Raw genomic sequence first — 21,237 nt, 5'->3', positions numbered from 1 at the left:
TTCCGAGCCAACGGGATCATTCCGTTTGGGGACGGAACAGTGTCACCGCTATTAGCCGATATGACGATCTGGATCGCAACTATCGTAGGTTCCGTTCTCACCGCGGCGGGTGTTTCACAATGGCTTCCGTTGTCAAGAGAATATCGCAAGTTACGCCAGAGTAAACTCAACCGACTCGAACTCCTGCGCCGGGTGGAGAAGCTCATTGCCGTAGAGGAGCGGCCACGCAGAATTTTGACTCGGACCCTGGAAGAGTTCATCGATTTGGGTGATTATCGCTTCGGTCGGGTATACACACTATCAAAAGGGGCGCGTCGCTTTCATCTGGTTCATAACACAGCCAAGGTGAACGATGATAGATCTGACCATATGCTCATGTCGGAAACAGATATTCTACATCAATGGATTGATGATCAAAATACTGCTGAGACCATGATATCGGTTCCATTGGCTGACGGCGGATCGCAATCCGTTACCTTGATTCCTATCAGGAACAAGGAACAACTTTATGGCATTTTCACGCTTTACCATAATGACGAAGCTACAGAGCATAATCAAGCCGTACCTCCCGAACTGGTTTTGATAGCTGATATCCTTGCGCGGAAAATATTGCTCGATCGGCACCGTTTAGCTTGTGAGCTGCGTTCTCGTCGTACTCAATGGCGCGATGAGATCGCCGCAGCAATGGACGACAGTAAAGACTTCAAAGCCAACATCTCTGCTGTCGGACAAGATATCATGAGGGGAATAAATGCCGATTTTCTATCGCTTGCCGTTGTGATCGATCATCGTGTGATGCACCGTTTTTCCATGCTATCCGGAGGATCACTTCTGCAGGAAGCAGGTCTTAATCTGCACCGGCAAACTACTCATGTATCACAGCTTCATGCTGATGGAAAAGCTCTGGTGTTTGATGATATACAAGCTGTTCCGGATACCCCGATTGATGCAGTAATTCGAGACAACGGAATGCGATCATTGCTGGCGCTCCCGATAGAGCGACTGGGCAAGAGGGTGGCGGCTGTTACGGTAGCGTCAAGAATGGCGGGCAGGTTTACGGTTCGGGAACGGTCCATGTTACGCTCGTTGGTGCCGGTTCTGTCGGATGCTATTGCGGATGAGATAATGCGTACAGCCATTGCTTTACGGGATAAGTCAATATCGCGTTTGGGATTGCTCATCGATGAAGCTGCTGAAGCGGGGGACCTCGATAATCTATATATAAAAGCTGCCGAAGTTATTTCATCCGAATTACAGGCTACTGTCGTCCGTATTACTACGCTGGATGATGATCCGGCTTTCCTGAAATCTCGTGCGCTGACGACAATGCACAAGGCCCCGGTAGCTACACCGGCTGACGGGACGATGATCATGTCGCTGCTGCCTTATCACATGCTTGTCCGCGATACCGGTCGTGTGATGTTGATCAATCATGATCAAAAGGAGAAGAAACTCAGCGAAGCAGAGAGCTTGCTTGTTTTCTGTCAGGGGGTTCAATCGGTGTTGCTGGCTCCCATCAAGTCGGGTAGTCAGGTGACCGGTTTTATTTCTCTGGCAGATGTTCGATCCTGGGAAAGAAGCCAGTATCGGCATAAAGATATTCTACTTGTCCGGTCGGTAGCATCTCTTCTGGGACTGGCTGAGTTGACTGTGGGAAATTGGCGGGCTGATGTCTCCGGTATAAAGCGGGAGAATGACTCACGTATAGGAGACATGATTGCTTCAAAAAGAGCAACAGATCGAAAGATTGTAAGGCGTTTAACATCTGAATTAGTGGAAATGTAGGATCAATATGGTACCCGAAAACATCCCGCGTTTGCTGTCCGAATCGGAGTACCGATCTCTATTGGGGGATCTGAGTAATCTGGGTTTGCCGGAAAGCGCCCGTTTGTATCTAGTCGCCGGGCTGCCTCAGGTGTTCAAGCGCATCTGCAACGATGCGGACAAATGCTTTGAGGCATCCTGGTTGTATGTTCCTTTGTCACAGGTAAAATCTCTCCGGCAGCATGTTATCGTTGAAGCCAGTCGGTTATCACGCAGCGGTATTTCACGACATGCGGTCCGAGCCGAAGGTGTCAAATTATTCCCGATAGTATGCAGCGGAGAATTTGCCGGATTTTTATCGGTTCCGAGGGGGGAACCGATCCAGTTCGATGATACCCTGCTTGACTCGCTCCTGGAACGGCTGGAAGTTCATTTCGATCATGTGCAGTCGGAAAACAGCAGCATCGTGAGAGATTTCGTACAACGCTTGTATCGCCGGGATCAGAGTTTTCAGGCGTTTCTTAAATCGGCCCTGCAGTTAATGTCCGACCAGTGGGAACGGTCTATGGGAGCGGTATACTACGATCTGGACGGCATCTATAACATGCGTATGGCTCTGGGGGATATTCAATTCGGCGATGTTCTTCCAAGCGAAGTGAAACAATCGACCGCGCGGGATTGGGTCGATGCCGTGCGTCGAAGCGAGTATTTCGTACCGGCGGAACTTCTCCCGGATTCTCCTATATTCCTGAGTATGCCGCCCACGTTTATTTTTGTTCATCCGGCCATTACCTCGTCGCGAACCGAGTTCTTACTGGCTGTTGCAATTTCGGGTGATATCGATCACCAGGCGATTTCGAATATACAGGAAGTCGCCGGTCTGGTATCAGACCTTGATGAGAGTCAGTTTGCCACTTCGTTTGGTTTAATCGAACTATACAGTCAACTTGGTGATTTGATACATGCGGCTCCGATCCGAGACGAGATTCTCCTCGACATATTCAAACGACTATCACAGCAGATGAAATTATCGAGAATGCTCTTAGTGTCGGCATCCGGCCCGGTGAGTAAAGTAAAGCAACGACGACAACAAGAACCGGAATTGTCGATCGAAGAAAGGATACCGGTACCGGATCAAGCGATAAAAGCGGTCTCTTCCGACAAGTCCATTCTCCTCGATGATTTTCGTAAGCAGTTCGGGAACTCGGAACTCAGCAAACTCTACTATCTGGATGATGTGGCTTCAGAATTGATTATCCCGATTCGCTGGTCGAATCAGGAGTGGAGTTACATTGCCTTTGGAACGCCTCTGTCGGCAGCATATTTGGAAGAGCATCGTCGTTTACTTGAATTCGCCGCCAGATATGTGGAAATATGCCTGTTGTTCATTCGTCGAGGCTGGTGGCAACGACAAGTGAGTGATGACGATAGCAAGGCCCCCGAGAACGGTGAGAGTAACGACTTGAGGAAGATCAGCGGACGACTGGCGGACGGCATATTACATGCGTTACTCGAACAGCTTTCGGTAGTGCTCGGGCAAGGCGAAATAATGGAAGATGAGTTAAGTACGGCTATCCCGGGCGAAGATAAAAATGAGCAGCTTGAAGGCACTCGCCGGATAAACCGCGCTGCCACGTCAATCGCAGAATACGTGGAGCATTTACGCTGGTTACAGAAGCACTGTGATCCATGTACCGAGAATGAACTTGTGGAAGTAGTGCAACTTGTCGACGAGGTACCGGCCGTTCTTTCCGGTTATATCCGTGATCTAAAAGCGCGTAAACGTATCGATATCAAGATCTGGAGTGAGTGTGACGGTGAGATTCGGGAAAAGGTTACAAGGTCTACGGTTGTGACAACGATTCTGCCTTTGCTGGTCACGATCCTCGATGAGGCTATTTGTTCCGGAGACATCACTATTCGTTGGCACGTCAGCGAACAATCGCCGATTCTTTCCTGTGAGTTTGCCGAAAACCTTATCGGACATATTGATTTGGCCGGACTGGTCGATCGTGTCTATCCCAGCCATAGAGCTTCCATTGCCGGACAACAAACCGGACGCACGGTATTAAAGTCAGCCGTATTGGATTACCGAGCGAAGGCTGAACGATGTTATATGGATTTCCGATTCGTGAAGATGGATAATCAAAATAACAAGTCATCATTCTCGACATTAAAAGAGGCAGTACACTAGCATGGCTCCCGCGCATCAAGAATTGCGCAGTCTTTATCAGGCAATCCACGCGGAGAAGAGGAGCTTTGCCCTGGATCTGGTTGATGGACTGGCCGAAGCAATCATGCTTCATTTGAAGGCGGATTTTTGCGCTCTTTTCGTCGCCGCCGATGGTGAAGCTCTCCTTCCAATATCTCTTTGTCATCATCCCGATGTACACCCGGTAGATGTATCGTTGTTGCGAACAGGCCGTTCGGGAAAAGCGTCCCCGGGAGGGACACATGTACCTGGTGACGAACAGGATGAATCGAATAAGGGAAAGAATGATGGCGATGAGTTCGCCAAGCGAAATGGATTTGCAGCCTCCAGCCGGTATTGGTACAACGATTATCGTGGCCGCCAGGTACTGGTAGTAGTTTATTGGCGTGATGCGGCCGGACAGTGCGACCTGAAGCCGGATAAATATATGGAAGTCATGTCACGTCTGGTAGTAAGCGGACTGGCCTCCGGTGACAGCGACAATTCATCCGATGATCTCGCAGAACAACTTTCCGATCTGGTTTCCATGTTCGAATTGAACCACACTGAGGTCACTTTTTCAGATATGATCGTCAGAGTGCTAGGTACCGCCTCACGGTTTTTATCGATTGATGCTGCCGGTTTGCTTGTTCGTCCCGGTCGCACAGAGCCATTTGAAGTTTACCGGGTAGCCGACGCAGGGCAGGATGACGATACGATTGGACCTGAAGTAGTGAAGTTAGTGACGGATCGCTTTTCACGACTGCCTCTTCCGGGTAATGCTGAATGGATCGAGATAATGGACGAGTACCAAAAAAAGGCGATTATAGCAGGATTGGTACTTGAGGAACCCAGTCTGGAATATGCTATCGTACTGGTTCGGCACGAAGCCGACAGACTGGACGCTGTTACGGCACAATTGCTATCACTTTATATGCATTCAGCCAACGCAGTCGTGACCCATGCACGATCGGTTCAGAAGTTACGCCGTTCGCATCGTGCTTTAAAGAAGTCTTCCGACAAGATGGCCGCCGTGGAAGCGATGGCGGCTGTGAGCGATATGACTACCGGAGTAGCCCACGACTTCAATAATATCATTGGCGGCATCGTTGGTCGAGTCCAACTTATGAAAATGAAGGCTGATGATGATAAACTGCTGAAGAATCTGGAGAAAATTGAGCATTTGGCTCTTGAAGGAGCCGAGACTGTAAAGCACATTCAGGAGTTCGCTACTCGCACTCGTTACAAGCGTCCCGAACCGGTCGATCTGGTCGAAATGATCAGAACCAGCATAACCAATCAACAGGCCGACTGGTATCACCTTGCCGATTCAAAACAACTGAGAATAGTTGCCGATCTTCCCGAAGAAGGCGCCCGAGTAGACGGTAACAGTCCTGATTTAATCTCAGCCCTGGACCATCTGATCGAGAATGCTGCCGAGCATGCTCCTGAAGGATCCGATATAGTCGTTCATCTGGAAGCCAAGACGGATCATTTAAGGCTCAGCGTATTGGATTCCGGCCCCGGAGTCAGTGAGGAACTGCGTAGTAAGATATTTTATCCATTCTTCTCAACGAAACCGGAAAGAGGTGCGGGACTCGGTCTGTCGATCGTTTATGGGACGGCTGTTCGGCATGGCGGTCGGGTGGGATACGAAGATGCCCCCGGTGGTGGATCATGCTTCTATATGGAACTGGAATATCCGCAGAAGGAAGATCCTAGCGAAACAACCAGCAGGTTGGAGTTGAGTCGTGGTGCTTTGAATATCCTGGTGGTCGATGACGATCGTTTGATCCGTGAAATCCTGAGCGATATGCTGACTATAGACGGGCATCAGACGGTTGTCTGTGAGGATGGCTACCGTGCGCTAGAAGCGATGGAAAAACAGACTTTTGATCTCGTGATTACCGACCTTGGAATGCCCGGTATGTCCGGTCTGGACCTGGCGGGAACTATACACAAATCCAATCCGAATCTGCCCATTGCCATGATAACAGGTTGGGGAACACAGTTGAACCATGACGAAATCAAATCGAAGGGAATTAGATTGCTGCTGTCAAAGCCCTTCCACTTGAAAGATATCAAAAATATCGTCAGCAGCCTTGTGACCGGAAGTAAACAGCCCGCCTAGATTCCAAAAAGCTCTTGCTAAAACCAGTATTCCAGATATATTAGTGACCACTAACTTCGGGGCGAGGTGGAATTCCTCGACCGGCGGTTAAAGCCCGCGAGCTGTGGAAAGAATCCATGGCAGATCCTGCGAAATTCAGGAGCCGACGGTTAAAGTCCGGATGAGAGAAGCTAAGGCGGCAGTACGTTTGCCAAGGCCTGTGTGTGGCTTTGATTTTATGCACCCCGAAGATAACTTTGGGGTTTTTTCATGGCTGTGAAAGCCGACCGTGAATACATGATTCGCGCTCTTGGATTGGCCGAGCGCGCCAGAGGCAAGACCTCACCGAATCCAATGGTGGGTGCTGTTATTGTCAGGAACGGTGAAGTGGTTGGTGAAGGTTATCACCATGCCGCCGGGATGCCCCACGCGGAAGTGAATGCAATTAAAGCCGCCGGGGATAAGTGTCGCGGAGCCACGATATACGTGACACTCGAACCATGCTGTCACAGGGGGCGGACCGGTCCCTGTACGCAGGCCATTATCGATGCCGGTATCTCTCGAGTTGTTTTCGCGGCAAAGGACCCGGACCCAAGAGTATCGGGGGGCGGCGCACGTCAATTGCGTCGAGCCGGTCTTAAGGTGTCTTCCGGTTTGATGCGGGATGAAGCACGCAGACAGAATGAGATATACTTCCACGTTAAAGAGCATCAGCGAGTTTTCGTAATTGTTAAAACCGCCCAGTCTTTGGATGGACGTATCGCAACGGTAACGGGTGATTCACAATGGATTTCATGCCCCGAATCGCGTCGCCTGGCTCATAAACTCCGAACTGAAGTAGATGCCGTGGTGGTGGGCGGGGGTACTCTCAAAGCCGATAATCCCGCTCTTACCGTTCGACATATCAAAGGGAAAAATCCTTATCGGATCGTATTGGCGGCCAATCCCGAATTCCCGCGCAGATGTAAGTTGATTGATGATAATGAGGATTGTCTGACCGTATTTGCGTCAACTGAAGAAACGGTTGAAAAACTCTCGCATCAACGACGTACCCAAGGGGCTATTTTCTGGACAATCAAACGTGATGCGAGCGGTCGGCTGAGCCTTGATGATTTTATGGATAAGGCATATCGCTTCGGTATTCGATCGGTCATGGTTGAAGGTGGCCCCACTCTGGTGACATCGTTTTTCCATAGTCGACTGGTTGATAAGTATGTGTTAGTATCGGCGCCAAAGATGATCGGTGAGGGAAGGGCTTCTATCGGGAGTCTTGACATCAGCAAGTTGTCAGAGGCTGTGCTTTTTGAGAACTGTACTTACGAGCGAGTCGGCGCTGACTGTATCTTTATCGGTTATCCGAAGTGGGGGAAAAACTGATGTTTACCGGACTGATAGAAACCACCGGTAAAATCCTGCAGCTTAGGCAGCGCGGAAATTACACGATCTTGAGAATGCCGGTTCAATTTGACGGTGAGCCGTTATCACCGGGAGAATCTATTGCCTGTGATGGTGTCTGCTTGACCGTGGTGGCGTTCAATGAGAATTGGTTTGAAGTCGAAGCCTCTCAGGAGACGGCAGCCTGCTCGATTCTGAAAGATTACAAGGTCGGAAGCAAGATCAATCTCGAACGAGCGTTGCGAGTCGGTGATCGCCTTGGAGGACATTTCGTAACCGGCCATGTGGATACTGTCGGACAGGTTGATTTCACGAGGAAAGTGGGGGAGTCGCTGGAACTGGCCGTGACTTACGACAACAACTATGACTCATTTGTAGTCCCGAAGGGATCAATTGCCATTAACGGGTTGTCCTTGACGGTGAATACCTGCAAACCCGGGTGGCTGGCGGTAAACTTGATTCCACACACCGTAAGAGAGACAACAGTCGGTTCACTCAACAAGGGACATCGTGTTAACCTTGAATTCGATATGATTGGGAAATATGTCGCCCGTTTCGTTAAGGGCGCTGACGATAAAGGTCTCACAATAGAGAAGTTAAAAGAAAGTGGTTGGTAATATGTCTGACAATAACTGGCAGTTTGATTCGATCGAGAACGCGATCGATGATGTCAAGGCCGGGCGTTTTGTGGTTGTGGTTGATGATGAGGATCGTGAAAACGAAGGGGACCTCATCATGGCAGCGTCATCGATTACACCCGATGCGGTTAATTTTCTGGCTAAACATGGTCGCGGTCTGATCTGCGTGCCAATGACCCAGAACAGGATCAAGCAATTACGGCTTCATCCGATGACCGATAATAACACGGCCCGTCTGGGAACACGTTTCTTGGTTTCGGTCGATGCCCTCAAAGGCACCACGACCGGCATCTCCGCAGCAGACCGTGCTATAACCATCAAGGCGCTGGTCGAAGAAGATACTATTCCGGATGACTTGGCTCGTCCCGGGCACGTTTTCCCGTTGGAATCACTCAAAGGCGGTGTGCTGACCCGCGCCGGACATACTGAGGCCGCAACCGATTTAGCCCGTATGGCCGGATTCCCTCCCGTTGGCGTATTATGCGAGATTATGGATGAGGATGGCTCCATGGCGCGTATCCCGTCCCTGAAGAATTTCTGCAAACAGCATAACTTGCGCATGATCACTATTCGTGATCTGATCGCTTATCGTCGTACTCATGAGCAACTCGTACACAAGATAGAAGAGGTTCATCTTCCAACTGCCTACGGTGATTTCCAGTTACATCTCTATAAAGCTGATATTGATCACCACCACCATCTGGCTTTGGTTAAGGGAGAAGTCGCCGGTAAAAAGGATGTCCTGGTGCGGGTACACTCCAGTTGCCTGACCGGCGATGTGTTCGGGTCGTACCGGTGTGATTGTGGCAACCAGCTTCATGCTGCTATGCGAGCGGTGGATCAAGAGGGAACCGGGGTAGTATTATATATGCGTCAGGAAGGTCGTGGTATCGGTCTGGCCAATAAGATTTTAGCCTATAAGTTACAGGAAGCCGGGCGTGATACGGTTGAAGCGAACGAAGAACTTGGTTTTGAAGCGGACCTTCGCGATTACGGCATAGGAGCGCAGATCCTGTGTGATCTAGGTTTGACCTCAATTCGGCTGTTGACGAATAATCCCCGCAAGGTGATCGGTCTCAAAGGATATGGTCTGGAGATAACGGAAAGAATCCCCTTGCAGATACCACCCTCGAAATACAATCAGGCCTATCTGCAAACTAAGCGGGATAAACTCGGACATTTACTTCAATTGAAATAGAGGGAGATTCGCTATGAGTTACAAGCGGATTGAAGGACATCTAAAAGCTGATGATTTCAAAATCGGCATAATCGTAAGTCGGTTTAATAACTTCTTCACGGATAAGTTGCTTGAGGGCGCAATAGACTGCCTCGAACGTCATGGCGCCAGTCGTGATGCTATGACCGTGGCCTGGGTGCCGGGAGCTTTCGAAATACCGTTTGTTGCCTCCAAAATGGCTAAATCCGGGAAGTATGAGGCAGTAATTTGTCTCGGAGCAGTAGTGCGTGGTGATACTCCGCATTTTGACTATATCGCCAATGAGTCCGCCAAGGGAATTGCCAAGATCGGGCTTGATACCGGAGTTCCGGTAATCTACGGTATGGTAACGGCTGATACCCTGGAGCAGGCTATTGAGCGCTCGGGTACAAAAGCCGGAAATAAGGGATGGGATGCGGCGGAGACCGCTATTGAAATGATCAATCTGAACCGTGCTCTTGCTTAATTTACGATGAAAAAGACACCGCGCAGTCTGGCCCGAGAGCTGGTTCTGAAGGCTTTGTATGCCTGTCAAATGGGGGGAGATACCCCTGACGAAGTTTTTCACAGTGTGCTTGTCGATGACGATGAGCCACCGTCTGAAGAATCCTTAAAATATGCCCGTGGTTTGTTCAAGCTCGTTCTAGAACATAAAGACTGGGCCGATGAACATATTCGGCGTCTGGCCGACAACTGGGTCCTGGAGAGAATTGCCACAATCGATCGTTTCATTCTCCAGATGGCAATGGTGGAGTTGGAGTTTTTACCCGATGTCCCCGTTAAAGTAGTGATTAATGAAGCGATAGAATTAGCGAAAACGTTTTCTCTGCCTCAGTCATCGGCTTTTGTCAATGGAATCCTCGATTCATTTGCGAAACAAAAGGAGACTCCACGCAACTGAGACGTTCTGTTCAAAAAACTGGACAGCCCGACAAAAACTGATATATTGCTAAATCCTAACAGGTTGCATATAAACCTCTTATAGGTGCGGTGCAGGATTTTGAACCGGTTCGAGCAAATGAATAAAAAGACTTTTTTCAATTTTAAATCACCCGATTTCATACTGGCTGCATTAGTCTGGCTGTTTACACTGACCATATACTACCTGACTAAGGCGGCCAGTTTCTCATTCTGGGACTGCGGCGAGTTCATTGCCGCCGCTCATGTTCTGGGATTACCGCATCCACCGGGATCACCGCTATGGATTATCATCGCCCGCATCTTCAGCGTGTTGCCGATTGATCCCGATATCTCGGTACGTATTAACATGTTGTCTGTCGTCAGCTCGGCGTTTACGGCGATGTTCACTTACCTTATTGCATCACGCCTTTTAAAGCACTGGTTTGACAAGGACAATTCGAGTTTCACCCGTCTCCTGATTCATGGCGGCAGTGTTTGTTCCGCATTCTATGTAGCTTTCGGGCTTACTAACTGGACCAACTCGGTCGAGGCTGAAGTCTACGGTCTTTCAATGATGATGATTGCAGCCTGTGTCTATATGGGATTGCTGTATCTGGATCGGCAGGGGACGCCTTCGGCATTACGTCTTATGTTGGCGATTGTGTTCATCTCATTCCTGGGGATAGGCGTTCACATGACCACATTCCTGGCGTTCCCGGTGTTGGCATTGCTGTTCATCCTGAATCGCTCAGCAGGACGTCTTACCTGGTTTCTGGTCGCGATATATTTCGTTCTGGAATTGTATCTGATCTTTGCACTGTCGTCGGCCCCCGGTGAAATACCGTTCTATTTGCCGATTGGATTGGTACTGTTCGTTTACCTTTTTTATGTCTTCTCACACGACCAGATACCCCGGTTTTTTCTGTACATCGCAGCAGGCCTGGTCTTGTCTATGTTGCCCGTGTTCGGTCTTATGGCCGACGCGCTTTCCCGGCGTTCAGGAGGTGGTGAGTTATCGGCTTCGGTACAATCTATTCTGTCGGTTATCGGATTGGTGGCCTTCGTGGCTACCTGTCTGATGGGGTTGTATTACATCTTCCAGTACGTAAAGGGACCGAAAAAACGTGAGATCGACGCGCAGCAACTGACGGCCGGGATGTTCGTTGTGGCGGCAATAGTTTTAATCAGCTTGCTCCATTTTCCGAAGGGATATCATTCGTTTCTGGTTATCTCGTCGTTGTTGGCGATAGGCTTAGCGGCTCTTATCTGGCGCCATCTGAACTGGCCGGTACTGATAGCGGTGGCAGCGGTGTCGTTGGTGATAATCGAAGTCCGGCTGTTTCTTTTCGGGATAGCGATTGCCCTTGTTGTTGTACCGATTGTCGGTATGGCAATGAAGCAACGATCCTGGAAGTCGGCTATGCTGATTCTGTTGATGGCCGTCATGGGCTATTCCGTACATTTGTTTATCCCGATTCGTTCAGCTCTGCATCCGCCAATTAACGAAAACAATCCTTCGTACAGTCTCAAGAGAACCGAAGATTTTATCGAGCGGAAGCAGTACGGCAGTGAGTCGATGGTCGAGCGTATGTTCCAACGGCGAGCGGAATGGACGCATCAATTCGGGACTTACCCTCGCATGGGATTCTGGCGCTTTTTCCAGGAGCAGTATGGCATCATCGGACCACGGTTTGTTTTGTTGTTCCTGTTCGGCTTATTTGGAATTTGGGAGATAGTCAGGCGAACGCCGGCGCGAGGATTACCGCTGCTTATTCTGATTTTAATCGGTACTGTCGGCCTGATTTTATATATGAACTTCGCTGACGGTACACGACAGGATCCGCGTGGGGCCGGTGGTCATCTGGAAGTCCGTGATCGGGATTATTTCTTCACCCCCGGCTTTATCTACTTCGGCCTGGCTATAGGTCTGGGAGTTACGCTAGTGATCCAGTATATCCGCGAATACGGAAGCAGACTGGGGGGAACACCTCAGAAGATTATCACTTACGGTGCTCTCGTGTTGCTGCTGATGCCGGCCCTTGCCCTTGGGGGCAATTATCATTATTGTGATCGCTCGCGGAACCACATTGCTTACGAATACGGTTGGAACATCCTTCAATCCTGTGAACCTAATTCGGTGCTGTTCACTCACGGCGACAATGACACCTTCTCGCTTTGGTGTCTCCAATTGGTATACGGGGTGAGGACGGATGTCTCTGTTATCAACCTGATGTTGGCCAACTCACCCTGGTATGTGAAACAGATTCCCGAACACATGGGCGTTGATCTGGGTTGGACAGACAACCATATCGAAGGGCTTCATCCCTTCCGTCTTCCCGATAGTCTTTCCCTTGCCCGTCGTGGAACAGTGGTAGACGGTGCGGTATACGCCTATCTCGGGGAAGGCCCTGCCGTAGCGGACAGCCTGCTTCGCCTGTACGGAGCGCCTTACGGACAGGCATTCCGGATCAGCGATCAGATGATGGATCGGATCATTTATAAATATCTTGGCAAGCGTCCGATTTGTTATTCGGTTACCGGCGGCAGTGAAGCCCGACGCTATCTAGGGCATCAGATAGACAGTCTCGTGACTTTACGAGGAATGACCTGGGCTATCGATACAAGTCTTCATAATATGTCCACTGATGTCGAATACTGCTGGGATTTCTTCATGGGAGGCTCCGATAAATTCCGAGCTGACGGGATATCCGATCCGGGCATTTACAAGAATGAGGCGACCGCACGTTTGACAGCCAATTGGGCAAACGGTTTTCTCACCGTGGCCGATTCACTTCGTGTTGCCGGTGATGTCAATCGGGCGATGAAACTGGCTGAAACAGCTGTTGAACGCATGCCGCATGCCGGTGATGCGGTTGAGTTTCTTGCCAAGTTGTATGCCGATAATAGGATGGTAAACTCGCTCGACTCCCTGGTCGCCAACGCTCCTTCGGGGAGTCCGTCCGAACTGGCTCTGGTTCAGGCTTATGCCTGGCTGGCTGTCGGTGATACCACCAGGGCAATGTCGTTGTATGAAGATATCTTGAGGAAAAATCCTTCCGATCACGAAGCATTCGATGCCATGGCGCGTGTCTACTTCCGTAGACAAGAGGTTCCGGAGCTTAAAACTCTCCTGCAGCGCTGGCTCCAGTTTAATCCTAACGACCATCAGGTTCGCGGTCTTCTGCAGCAACTTCAACAGGCTGAGGCCTCGGAATCCGGCAACTAATGAAAATCCTGGCATTAAACTGGAACGATCTTAAGAATCCTTATGCCGGCGGGGCGGAGGTGCAGCTTGAAGAAATGCTGCGGCGAATGGTTCAATACGGACATGAGGTAACATTATTCTGCAGCGGTTTCAGGGGCTGTGCCAAAGAAGAAGTTGTTGAGGGAATAAGGATTATAAGGCGGGGTTTTCGATACAATTTCAATCTGGTTGCCCCGTTTGGCTTGCGTCCTCTGGTGGCTAACGAGAAGTTTGACATCATGGTTGAGGACATCAACAAGATACCGTTTTACACCCCGCTGTATTTAGATATAAAAACTCTGGTTTTGATCCCGCACCTGTTTGCAACGACCGTGTTCTACGAAACTAATTTTCTTCTGGGCAGCTATGTCTACCTCGCCGAGCAACCTTTGGTGCGGATGTATAAAGGCTGTGACTTCCAATGTCCGTCAAAGTCAACCCGGGATGAATTGATCGAGCGCGGTGTTCCCGCTGATAAGGTGACTATTGTCAACAACGGTATCGATGAAAACTTCTTCGTTTATGATCCGGCAGTACCTAAATACGACCGACCGACGGTGCTTTACCTGGGACGAATTAAGAAATATAAATCAGTTCAGCACCTTATTGAGGCATTTGCTCGCGTCCGAGAAAAACTAAATGATGCGCAGCTAATGATTGTCGGAGCAGGAGGTTATACCGATAATCTAAAGCGACAGGCGAGTTCTCTTGGGTTGACGGATTGTGTTGAATTCCCGGGATTCGTCTCAGCCGAGAACAAACTGGAACGGCTCCGGCGTTCTCATGTGGCCGTGTTGCCGTCTCTTAAGGAAGGCTGGGGATTGACCAATATAGAGGCGAACGCTGTCGGGACTACTGTTATTGCAGCCAATACACCCGGTTTGAGAGATTCGGTACGTGACGGCGAGACCGGTTTTTTGTTTGAATACGGCAACATTGACGAGTTGACTAATCGCTTGATGCGTGTGTTGACAAATGAAGAACAAAGAAAACAACTTGAGAAGAACGGTCGCGTCTGGGCCGATAACTTCAGTTGGGACAAGTCCGCGAAGCACTTTGAACAGGAATTGCTAAGACTTACGGAAGGTCAGGAGTGAAACTGCTGTCGAAAAGAACACAATATGTGGTTCTGGGAGTACTGATTTCAGCCGTCCTGATCTGGATTCTTTTCCGCAACATTGATTTCAAAGAACTCGTGGCAGCGCTAAAAACAGCCAACTATTGGTGGCTGATTCCCAACGCTGTCGCCATCTTTGCCACCATGTATCAGCGGGCTTACCGCTGGCGTCCGATGACCCGACCTATGGGGGATGTGCCCTTTTCAAAGCTGCTCTCGGCTACCTGGATCGGTTTCATGGCCAATAACGTTCTACCGCTCAGACTGGGAGAATTTGTCCGGGCATATTCGCTTTCCAGTCAATATCCGAAGATCAGCAAGTCGGCGTCATTGGCTACCATTTTTACCGAACGTATGGTTTTCGATCTTCTGGCGCTGTTGTTGATTTTTGGCAGTATCATCGGTTTCTCCGACCTCGAATTGGAAACGAAAATGAAGCAGGGGCTGATGATTGCGATTGCGATAGCCCTGCTGGGACTCGTTTTCATTCTGCTCCTGGCTCTTAAACCGAACCAGACCGGCAAACTTCTGTCTCGATACCTGTTCTTTGTGCCGGAGCGGTTCCGATCAATGTTCGAAAACATCATTGCGAAGTTCAGTCAGGGTCTGGCGTTTCTGACCGACGCCAAAGCGGTGATAAATGTGGCCATTCAGACGATGTTGATCTGGATATTACTAGGACTTTCGAACGTGTTCGTGTTTTGGGCCTTTGGTTTCGATCTGCCGCTGGAGACTTCGTTCGTGGTGCTGGTGGTGGTGTCGGTATCGATCTTAGTCCCGTCGACACCTGGTTTCGTGGGCGTTTACCATGCCGGAGCGGTGTGGTCACTCATGGCTTATGGAATAGATCAGGAGTCAGCGCTTTCGTGCGCAATCGTACTGCATGCGACGCAGTTCATAATTGTGACGGTAGTGGGATTTTACTATCTCAAGAAAGAGCACTTATCACTCAAAGACCTTGAAGAGGCGGCCGAGGAGAGTTAAGGCTGAAGCATGTCACATGTCGTCGGCCGCTGAAAACCATTACAGGGTAAGCCGCACTCGATGCTTGAACGTTATCACGGCAAATTCGTTCTGATCATTTTGATCGTTGCCCTGGCCCTGCGTCTTGGCGTACTTCTGTTCAATGTTAATCTCCCGGTGATGTGGGATGCCCGTCGTTACGTGGGGGCGGCAATTGCTCTCCTGTCGTATATCGATAACTCCGGTCCGGTTGTAATGGAGGACACAGAGTCGGATCGTGAGGCTTTTGATTTCTACTACCATAAATATATCCAGGGGGAGCAGATTGAATGGCTTTATTATCAACCGACTCGTCTGCAGGGAGCGCGGGATGATATCTTCTTCAGTGGACCGCTCTATCCGGCTGTCCTGGCGATATTGTTCGCCGTTTCACCGGTAAGTGACTTCACGGTGGCGCGTCTGTTCGGGATTGCCGGTGATGTACTGGCGCTATGGCTTCTTGTGCTGATATCTACCCGGTTGGTGGGACGTCGGGCATCGTTGGTCGCCGGGCTGTTATACGCCGTTTATTTCCCATTTGTGTTAACATCAACATCCCTGCTTTTAGGATCATCCACCAATTTACTTCTTCTGGGGGCAGTTTTATTAGCTATTCGAGCCGTCGAAAACGACCGGGGGAGACCATTGGTCTGGGCGGGATTGTTGCTTGGTCTTCTGGTGCTCAACAAACCGACGGCGATGCTTTTGAGTTTACCTGTTCTGGTGGGATTGTATTTCTACAGTCGGAATATCTGGTCGTGCCGTAAGTTTGCCTTCCGTTCATTAGGTTTGATTATCCCGTTGGCCGTGATCATGCTGAGTTGGTTTGCGGTATCCTCCGTTAAATACGGTAGGCCGGCTTTGCGAGATCCGGATTATTCCGGCGCTAATATCCGTCAATCTTCTTCGCTGAAATACGAGGGCTACGATCTCGATCAGGTCGAACCGGAGTTCTGGCAGCGCAAGCCGTATGATGATTTGTTTAAGAAGCTTCCTGATTACGTAGGATTGTTTGCCAAGAAGTTCGAGCGTCTTTACAGCAGGCCTTACAACGATTTCGAACGCCATCTTATCCTGCCGCCGGGAGGACAGGAACTAATACATTTAGTAATAATCGTGTTTGGACTTCTTGGTCTGCTCCATTTGTTGTCTCGTGATCTGACGAAGGCAATATGGCCTTTAGTGATTGTATCGTATTACACCGGGATACATCTCATCTACCACTCAATTAACCGTTATTCGTTCAATGTCCTGCCTTTTGTAATGATATGTGCTGCCGGGATGATCGTCGTGCTGTGGGATCGTTCATTTAGTGGTAGTCAGAAAGAACGCCGCCTGATCTGGATTGGAATAGGAGCTTTGCTAACAGCATGGGGTGTCCAGCCCGGATTGCTGGATTTGATTCATATACCCATGACAGAGCCGGCAGTTTGGGGATTGTTCATCATTAAAATCGCTCTGCTCGGTTTTGCCGCATTTCTGTTTTTAAGAGAGAGTGGGGAAGTTAAAAGATATATCCTGGCAGGGGTATTTGCTCTGGTGTCCGGGGCAACAGTATGGTCACAAGAATTATCACGAAATGCCTGGGGTGAATTCAGCGCCGACCTTTCTAATCCCGGACAAAAGGCCGGGACGCGGATATTCTGCAGTAATTTTCTACAACCAGCGGCAGGGGAGCGGTTCTTCCTGGCGCTGGATCTGGATATTCCTGATCGTCTGGATAGTGGATACCGTCTTGGTATTAACAATAATGACTGGACGTTTCCCGCGGGATATGACGATCCGACCGATTTCTTCTTTACCAAAACGGATGTATATCAGGCTTATGCTCGCTTTGTAAGGAAAAGCCTGACCTGGTTCCGGCAGTATCGCTTAATGGCTCTTCCTGTCGAGATAGTACAAGACGGTTTTACCAAAGATGGTTACCTGGATATATCTGTTCAGATTCCAACGAGCAGTTTACCCGGGCAGTCTTTAAGTCTTCACGGGAGCAGGAATTGTGGAAGCGACTCGGTGTACATACCATCACCCGAGGCAGCGGATGCCTCAATCGAACGGTGGGTACATCGAAAAGATGCTCGGATCAGAATTCCGGTGGATTTTCTCTCGGACTCGACGATTTCATATTATATTACTGATAATCAACCGAATCTGTCAAAGGATCAGGATCTTGGGACATCTTCTGGAAGACAGACGGGGCGATACAATATCTTCCTGATTCGAGTGGAGCAGGACAATGAGTTTACGGTCTATTAGCAAACGGAAGAAAAAATGAATATAGGCGTCATCGGATATGGTTATTGGGGGCCGAATCTGGTCAGGAATTTTAACGGGCTTGACGATACCACCGTAACTGCCGTTTGTGACCAACGTCCGGAACGGCTAGAAGCGGTCCGCAAGCGTTATCCCGGGACTTCTCTTCTGACCCGGGATGCCAATGATCTTCTAATGTCGCCTGATGTCGATGCTATTGTCGTTGCGACTCCGGTGTCACAACATTTCCCGCTTGGAATGGAGGCACTCTCCAACGGTAAGCATCTGTTTGTTGAAAAGCCATTCACGGCAACGGTCGAGCAAGCGGAGCGGATGATCGAATTAGCCGAACAAAAGAACCTTCGGATTATGGTCGATCACACTTTCGTATATACCGGCGCAGTTGAGACGATCAAAAAGTACATTGACGACGGCAAGCTGGGGGAGATGTTTTATTTCGATTCGGTTCGTGTGAATTTAGGTTTGTTTCAACACGATGTGAACGTTATCTGGGACCTCGCTCCGCATGATGTGTCGATTATGGATCATTTGATAATGCAACAACCCCGCGCTATCGCCGCAACCGGAGTGGCTCATTTCGATTCCGGAGTTGAAAATATCGCCTATATCTCGACCTATTACGAAAACAACCTTCTCGGACATATCCATGTCAACTGGCTGGCGCCGGTGAAAGTGCGCCGAACGCTTATTTCCGGGTCTCGGAAGATGATCATCTACGACGATACCGAACCGTCCGAGAAAGTAAAAATCTACGATAAAGGGATCGATGTTGTCCAATCCAAAGACCAGCTTTACGATATCCTGATTCAGTATCGCACCGGTGACATGCTCGCGCCGCAAATCGATCTGACCGAAGCGCTGTCCAAAATCGCTCGCGAGTTTTACGATGCCGTCAACGAGTCTCGTCCCGCCAAAACCGACGGATTCGCCGGTTTGAGGGTGGTAAAAATTCTAGAAGCAGCCAACCGGTCCATTCGTAACGGTGGACGCGTAGTTGAACTGGATTGACTATGAACGATGAAGTTTTCATTCATGAGAAAGCGCTGGTGGCGGAAGGATGTGAAATCGGTCCGCGCACACGTATCTGGGCTTTCAGCAATATCCTTAAGGGAGCCAGGATCGGCGCTGATTGCAACATCTGTGATCATTGTTTTATCGAGGGGAGAGTGCGAATCGGCGATAGGGTAACGGTTAAGAACGGGGTGTCACTTTGGGATGGCCTATCTGTTGAGAACGACGTCTTTATCGGTCCGCATGCAGTATTTACCAATGACGTTTACCCGCGCAGCAGAGTATATCACGATGAGCCGGTACGCACGAAGTTAAAGATGGGTTGCACCATCGGAGCCAATGCCACCATTATTGCCGGTCATACGATTGGCTGCTATGCCTTTGTCGGTGCCGGAGCCGTAGTCACCCGGGATGTCCCGGATCATACCTTATGGCTGGGCAATCCCGCCCGACAAGTGGGGTATGTCTGTCGCTGTGGAAAACACTTAAAGCCCATCGATGGAAGCGATGAATTAGTTTGCAGTTGTGGGCTTAAATATCATTTCGACAACGGAGTTCTTACCCTCCCCGAGTGGTAGCATGTCAGAGCCCTCTCCCAAGATACTGGTTGCGGTGTTGGCGTTCAATGAGGGGGATAAATTACGCCAACTGGTAATGCGTTTCCCGGATGATCGTAATTATGAAGTGTTGTTTGTCGACGATGGCTCCAGTGACGGCACCGCAGCGTTTCTCGATAAAAGCCCGTTTGCGGTAATTCATCATACTGAGAATCTAGGCGTGGGAGCCGGGATCAGCTCAGCCGTAAAATATGCTCGCGAACACGGCCATGAGTTATTAGTGGTAATGGCGGCCAACGGCAAGATGTTGCCGGAAGAAATACCACGTTTGCTTGAACCGCTTATCTCCAATCAAGCCGATTACGTACAGGGATCACGCTATCTGAAGGGCGGACAAGCGCCCAATTTGCCTCTTTTCAGACGATTCATGATAAAATTGTTCACCTTGATCGTTAACCTCTTCACGGGGATTAAGGGAACGGATATCACCTGTGGTTTCAGGGCTTATCGTCTTGCGATACTGAACCATCCGGAAGTAGACATCAACCAGGACTGGCTCGGCAAATACGAAATGGAATACTACATACATTACAAGGTGATCAAACTCGGTTATCGACTGGTTGAAGTCCCGGTTTCGATGGTTTATCCTGCTGAGGGGAAAAACTACTCCAAGATCACACCGTTTGTTGGTTGGTGGTCAATGATCCGCCCCTGGATTTTTCTCATTCTTCACCTCAAGAAATAACGTTTCTATCACTTATAGGATAGCGGGGAAGTTCAAACTTGACACTATCAGGGATTGCCAAGTATTTGCGAAGAACCGTGGTGTGATATGAAAAAACTACTGTTAGCTTTACTGTTATTTGCGATTATCATCGGAATCAGCTACATCAAGGCCCGACGCGGCAATGCGATGGTAGGCAGTTCCACCAGTAATCATAACCAGACTGATGTGGTCGAGTTGTGGGCCTATGAACACGCTGTTGATTCTCTCAAGTACCTTATTAATCAACAAGATATAAAGCACCAAAAGGACTTGCAGCGGAACCAGATGGAGACGCAGCACCAGATTGACTCTTTAATACGCCTGTTGGAACAGAGTGAGACCACCCATTCCAACACGGAGATTGAATCGAAAGGGCCATCTCCCGAGGAAGTGCTGCACCGTCAACAGATTCTCGATCATTACCGTAAGCTCTATCGCGCTCTGCCGAGAGATTTGACTCAGTATGAGATGAGGGTAGCGCTTTATGAGATCAGGTTAAAGACTGCTGAAGAGTTCGAAATAAGTCTCGAAGAGCTTAAAGCAATACGTTCAGAGGCCGGCTTAAGTTATTGATATAAGGTTTCGTATGGCAACGCCGAGGAGAGAGTTCGAGTTTACGGAGGTGCTTGTGGACAAACTCTTTCTGGAATCGTTTGCCAATGAGCAGTCTGCCTACCACGGCGAAGAACTGGAATCATCATTAAGTCGCAAAATGGATCGGTTCCGCTCCAAGCTATCCTGGCACATCCGTAATTCACTTTCTGCTCGCCAAAAGGAAGTGATCCAGTATTATCTGAGCGGTAAAAAGGAGCGGGAAATTGCCTCGATTCTGGGGATCACCCAACAGGTGGTGAACATTTATAAGCATAGAGCTATCAAGAAGTTGCAGAAGGTTTTGACGTCGTAGGTGTATGTCAAACTGCTATTAATAAAGAGCGAGTCCGTTCGCGGGCTCCGAAGTAAACGATCAAGCCTGAGCACGAAGTACCTTGGGCCAAAGGAGGTGGTATTAGGATTTGAAGCATCTCTGCTTCCTCACTGCTAACTGTTAA

The 21,237-nt window shown here is 49.4% G+C and carries 17 protein-coding genes and 1 riboswitch; all 17 genes read left to right on the top strand.

Annotation, left to right across the window (positions count from 1 at the left end; all coding sequences use genetic code 11):
- The first annotated feature begins 60 nt into the window (after window positions 1-60).
- The 17 genes from PLF13_06125 to PLF13_06045 all read left to right on the top strand — a co-directional run bounded on the left by PLF13_06125 (window position 61) and on the right by PLF13_06045 (window position 21,092).
- Window positions 61-1,785 carry a hypothetical protein gene (locus tag PLF13_06125; protein HOP06853.1) on the top strand — a complete coding sequence of 575 codons (1,725 nt, stop codon included), beginning with the start codon at window positions 61-63 and terminating at the stop codon, window positions 1,783-1,785.
- A gap of 7 nt (window positions 1,786-1,792) precedes the next feature.
- Window positions 1,793-3,958, top strand: coding sequence for a hypothetical protein (locus tag PLF13_06120; GenBank protein HOP06852.1), 2,166 nt, complete (start codon window positions 1,793-1,795; stop codon window positions 3,956-3,958).
- Window position 3,959: 1 nt separating this feature from the next.
- Window positions 3,960-6,086, top strand: coding sequence for a hybrid sensor histidine kinase/response regulator (locus PLF13_06115; protein ID HOP06851.1), 2,127 nt, complete (start codon window positions 3,960-3,962; stop codon window positions 6,084-6,086).
- Between the two features lie 48 nt (window positions 6,087-6,134).
- Window positions 6,135-6,262, top strand: a riboswitch (FMN riboswitch).
- Between the two features lie 73 nt (window positions 6,263-6,335).
- A complete protein-coding gene (gene ribD / locus PLF13_06110; GenBank protein HOP06850.1) occupies window positions 6,336-7,442 on the top strand; it encodes a bifunctional diaminohydroxyphosphoribosylaminopyrimidine deaminase/5-amino-6-(5-phosphoribosylamino)uracil reductase RibD in 1,107 nt (368 codons plus the stop codon).
- Window positions 7,442-8,077: a riboflavin synthase gene (locus tag PLF13_06105; GenBank protein ID HOP06849.1), complete on the top strand. Its 636-nt coding sequence runs from the start codon at window positions 7,442-7,444 to the stop codon at window positions 8,075-8,077. The genes ribD and PLF13_06105 overlap by 1 nt, the downstream gene beginning before the upstream one ends.
- Before the next feature lies 1 nt (window position 8,078).
- Window positions 8,079-9,296, top strand: coding sequence for a bifunctional 3,4-dihydroxy-2-butanone-4-phosphate synthase/GTP cyclohydrolase II (locus PLF13_06100; GenBank protein HOP06848.1), 1,218 nt, complete (start codon window positions 8,079-8,081; stop codon window positions 9,294-9,296).
- A 13-nt stretch (window positions 9,297-9,309) separates the two neighbouring features.
- Window positions 9,310-9,780 (top strand): 6,7-dimethyl-8-ribityllumazine synthase, encoded by a 471-nt coding sequence (gene ribE, locus PLF13_06095; GenBank protein ID HOP06847.1) that lies wholly within the window; start codon window positions 9,310-9,312, stop codon window positions 9,778-9,780.
- Between the two features lie 6 nt (window positions 9,781-9,786).
- Complete coding sequence (gene nusB, locus PLF13_06090; protein HOP06846.1) at window positions 9,787-10,215, top strand: transcription antitermination factor NusB; 429 nt, start codon at window positions 9,787-9,789, stop codon at window positions 10,213-10,215.
- A 117-nt stretch (window positions 10,216-10,332) separates the two neighbouring features.
- On the top strand, window positions 10,333-13,440 hold the full coding sequence (locus PLF13_06085) for a DUF2723 domain-containing protein (protein ID HOP06845.1): 3,108 nt from the start codon (window positions 10,333-10,335) through the stop codon (window positions 13,438-13,440).
- The gene (locus PLF13_06080; GenBank protein ID HOP06844.1) at window positions 13,440-14,555 is read left to right on the top strand and encodes a glycosyltransferase family 4 protein; all 1,116 of its coding nucleotides are present in this window, start codon (window positions 13,440-13,442) and stop codon (window positions 14,553-14,555) included. The genes PLF13_06085 and PLF13_06080 overlap by 1 nt, the downstream gene beginning before the upstream one ends.
- Complete coding sequence (locus tag PLF13_06075; protein ID HOP06843.1) at window positions 14,552-15,559, top strand: lysylphosphatidylglycerol synthase transmembrane domain-containing protein; 1,008 nt, start codon at window positions 14,552-14,554, stop codon at window positions 15,557-15,559. The genes PLF13_06080 and PLF13_06075 overlap by 4 nt, the downstream gene beginning before the upstream one ends.
- Window positions 15,560-15,619: 60 nt before the next feature.
- Window positions 15,620-17,833 (top strand): glycosyltransferase family 39 protein, encoded by a 2,214-nt coding sequence (locus PLF13_06070; GenBank protein HOP06842.1) that lies wholly within the window; start codon window positions 15,620-15,622, stop codon window positions 17,831-17,833.
- A gap of 15 nt (window positions 17,834-17,848) precedes the next feature.
- Window positions 17,849-18,859, top strand: a complete 1,011-nt coding sequence (locus PLF13_06065; GenBank protein HOP06841.1) for a Gfo/Idh/MocA family oxidoreductase — start codon at window positions 17,849-17,851, stop codon at window positions 18,857-18,859.
- 2 nt (window positions 18,860-18,861) lie between these two features.
- Window positions 18,862-19,440 (top strand): acyltransferase, encoded by a 579-nt coding sequence (locus tag PLF13_06060; protein HOP06840.1) that lies wholly within the window; start codon window positions 18,862-18,864, stop codon window positions 19,438-19,440.
- Between the two features lies 1 nt (window position 19,441).
- Window positions 19,442-20,164, top strand: coding sequence for a glycosyltransferase family 2 protein (locus PLF13_06055; protein ID HOP06839.1), 723 nt, complete (start codon window positions 19,442-19,444; stop codon window positions 20,162-20,164).
- Between the two features lie 87 nt (window positions 20,165-20,251).
- Window positions 20,252-20,758, top strand: coding sequence for a hypothetical protein (locus tag PLF13_06050; GenBank protein HOP06838.1), 507 nt, complete (start codon window positions 20,252-20,254; stop codon window positions 20,756-20,758).
- Between the two features lie 55 nt (window positions 20,759-20,813).
- Window positions 20,814-21,092 (top strand): LuxR C-terminal-related transcriptional regulator, encoded by a 279-nt coding sequence (locus PLF13_06045; GenBank protein HOP06837.1) that lies wholly within the window; start codon window positions 20,814-20,816, stop codon window positions 21,090-21,092.
- Window positions 21,093-21,237: the final 145 nt, after the last annotated feature.

This window comes from Candidatus Zixiibacteriota bacterium (genome assembly GCA_035380245.1).
GTDB lineage: Bacteria > Zixibacteria > MSB-5A5 > GN15 > FEB-12 > DAOSXA01.
This window is presented reverse-complemented; position numbering and strand designations above follow the sequence as displayed.

Bases quoted from the DNA above. Each gene is read 5' to 3' on its own strand.
- PLF13_06125 (HOP06853.1), top strand. From the start codon at position 61: ATGACGATCTGGATCGCAACTATCGTAGGTTCCGTTCTCACCGCGGCG.
- PLF13_06120 (HOP06852.1), top strand. From the start codon at position 1,793: ATGGTACCCGAAAACATCCCGCGTTTGCTGTCCGAATCGGAGTACCGA.
- PLF13_06115 (HOP06851.1), top strand. From the start codon at position 3,960: ATGGCTCCCGCGCATCAAGAATTGCGCAGTCTTTATCAGGCAATCCAC.
- ribD (HOP06850.1), top strand. From the start codon at position 6,336: ATGGCTGTGAAAGCCGACCGTGAATACATGATTCGCGCTCTTGGATTG.
- PLF13_06105 (HOP06849.1), top strand. From the start codon at position 7,442: ATGTTTACCGGACTGATAGAAACCACCGGTAAAATCCTGCAGCTTAGG.
- PLF13_06100 (HOP06848.1), top strand. From the start codon at position 8,079: ATGTCTGACAATAACTGGCAGTTTGATTCGATCGAGAACGCGATCGAT.
- ribE (HOP06847.1), top strand. From the start codon at position 9,310: ATGAGTTACAAGCGGATTGAAGGACATCTAAAAGCTGATGATTTCAAA.
- nusB (HOP06846.1), top strand. From the start codon at position 9,787: ATGAAAAAGACACCGCGCAGTCTGGCCCGAGAGCTGGTTCTGAAGGCT.
- PLF13_06085 (HOP06845.1), top strand. From the start codon at position 10,333: ATGAATAAAAAGACTTTTTTCAATTTTAAATCACCCGATTTCATACTG.
- PLF13_06080 (HOP06844.1), top strand. From the start codon at position 13,440: ATGAAAATCCTGGCATTAAACTGGAACGATCTTAAGAATCCTTATGCC.
- PLF13_06070 (HOP06842.1), top strand. From the start codon at position 15,620: ATGCTTGAACGTTATCACGGCAAATTCGTTCTGATCATTTTGATCGTT.
- PLF13_06065 (HOP06841.1), top strand. From the start codon at position 17,849: ATGAATATAGGCGTCATCGGATATGGTTATTGGGGGCCGAATCTGGTC.
- PLF13_06060 (HOP06840.1), top strand. From the start codon at position 18,862: ATGAACGATGAAGTTTTCATTCATGAGAAAGCGCTGGTGGCGGAAGGA.
- PLF13_06055 (HOP06839.1), top strand. From the start codon at position 19,442: ATGTCAGAGCCCTCTCCCAAGATACTGGTTGCGGTGTTGGCGTTCAAT.
- PLF13_06050 (HOP06838.1), top strand. From the start codon at position 20,252: ATGAAAAAACTACTGTTAGCTTTACTGTTATTTGCGATTATCATCGGA.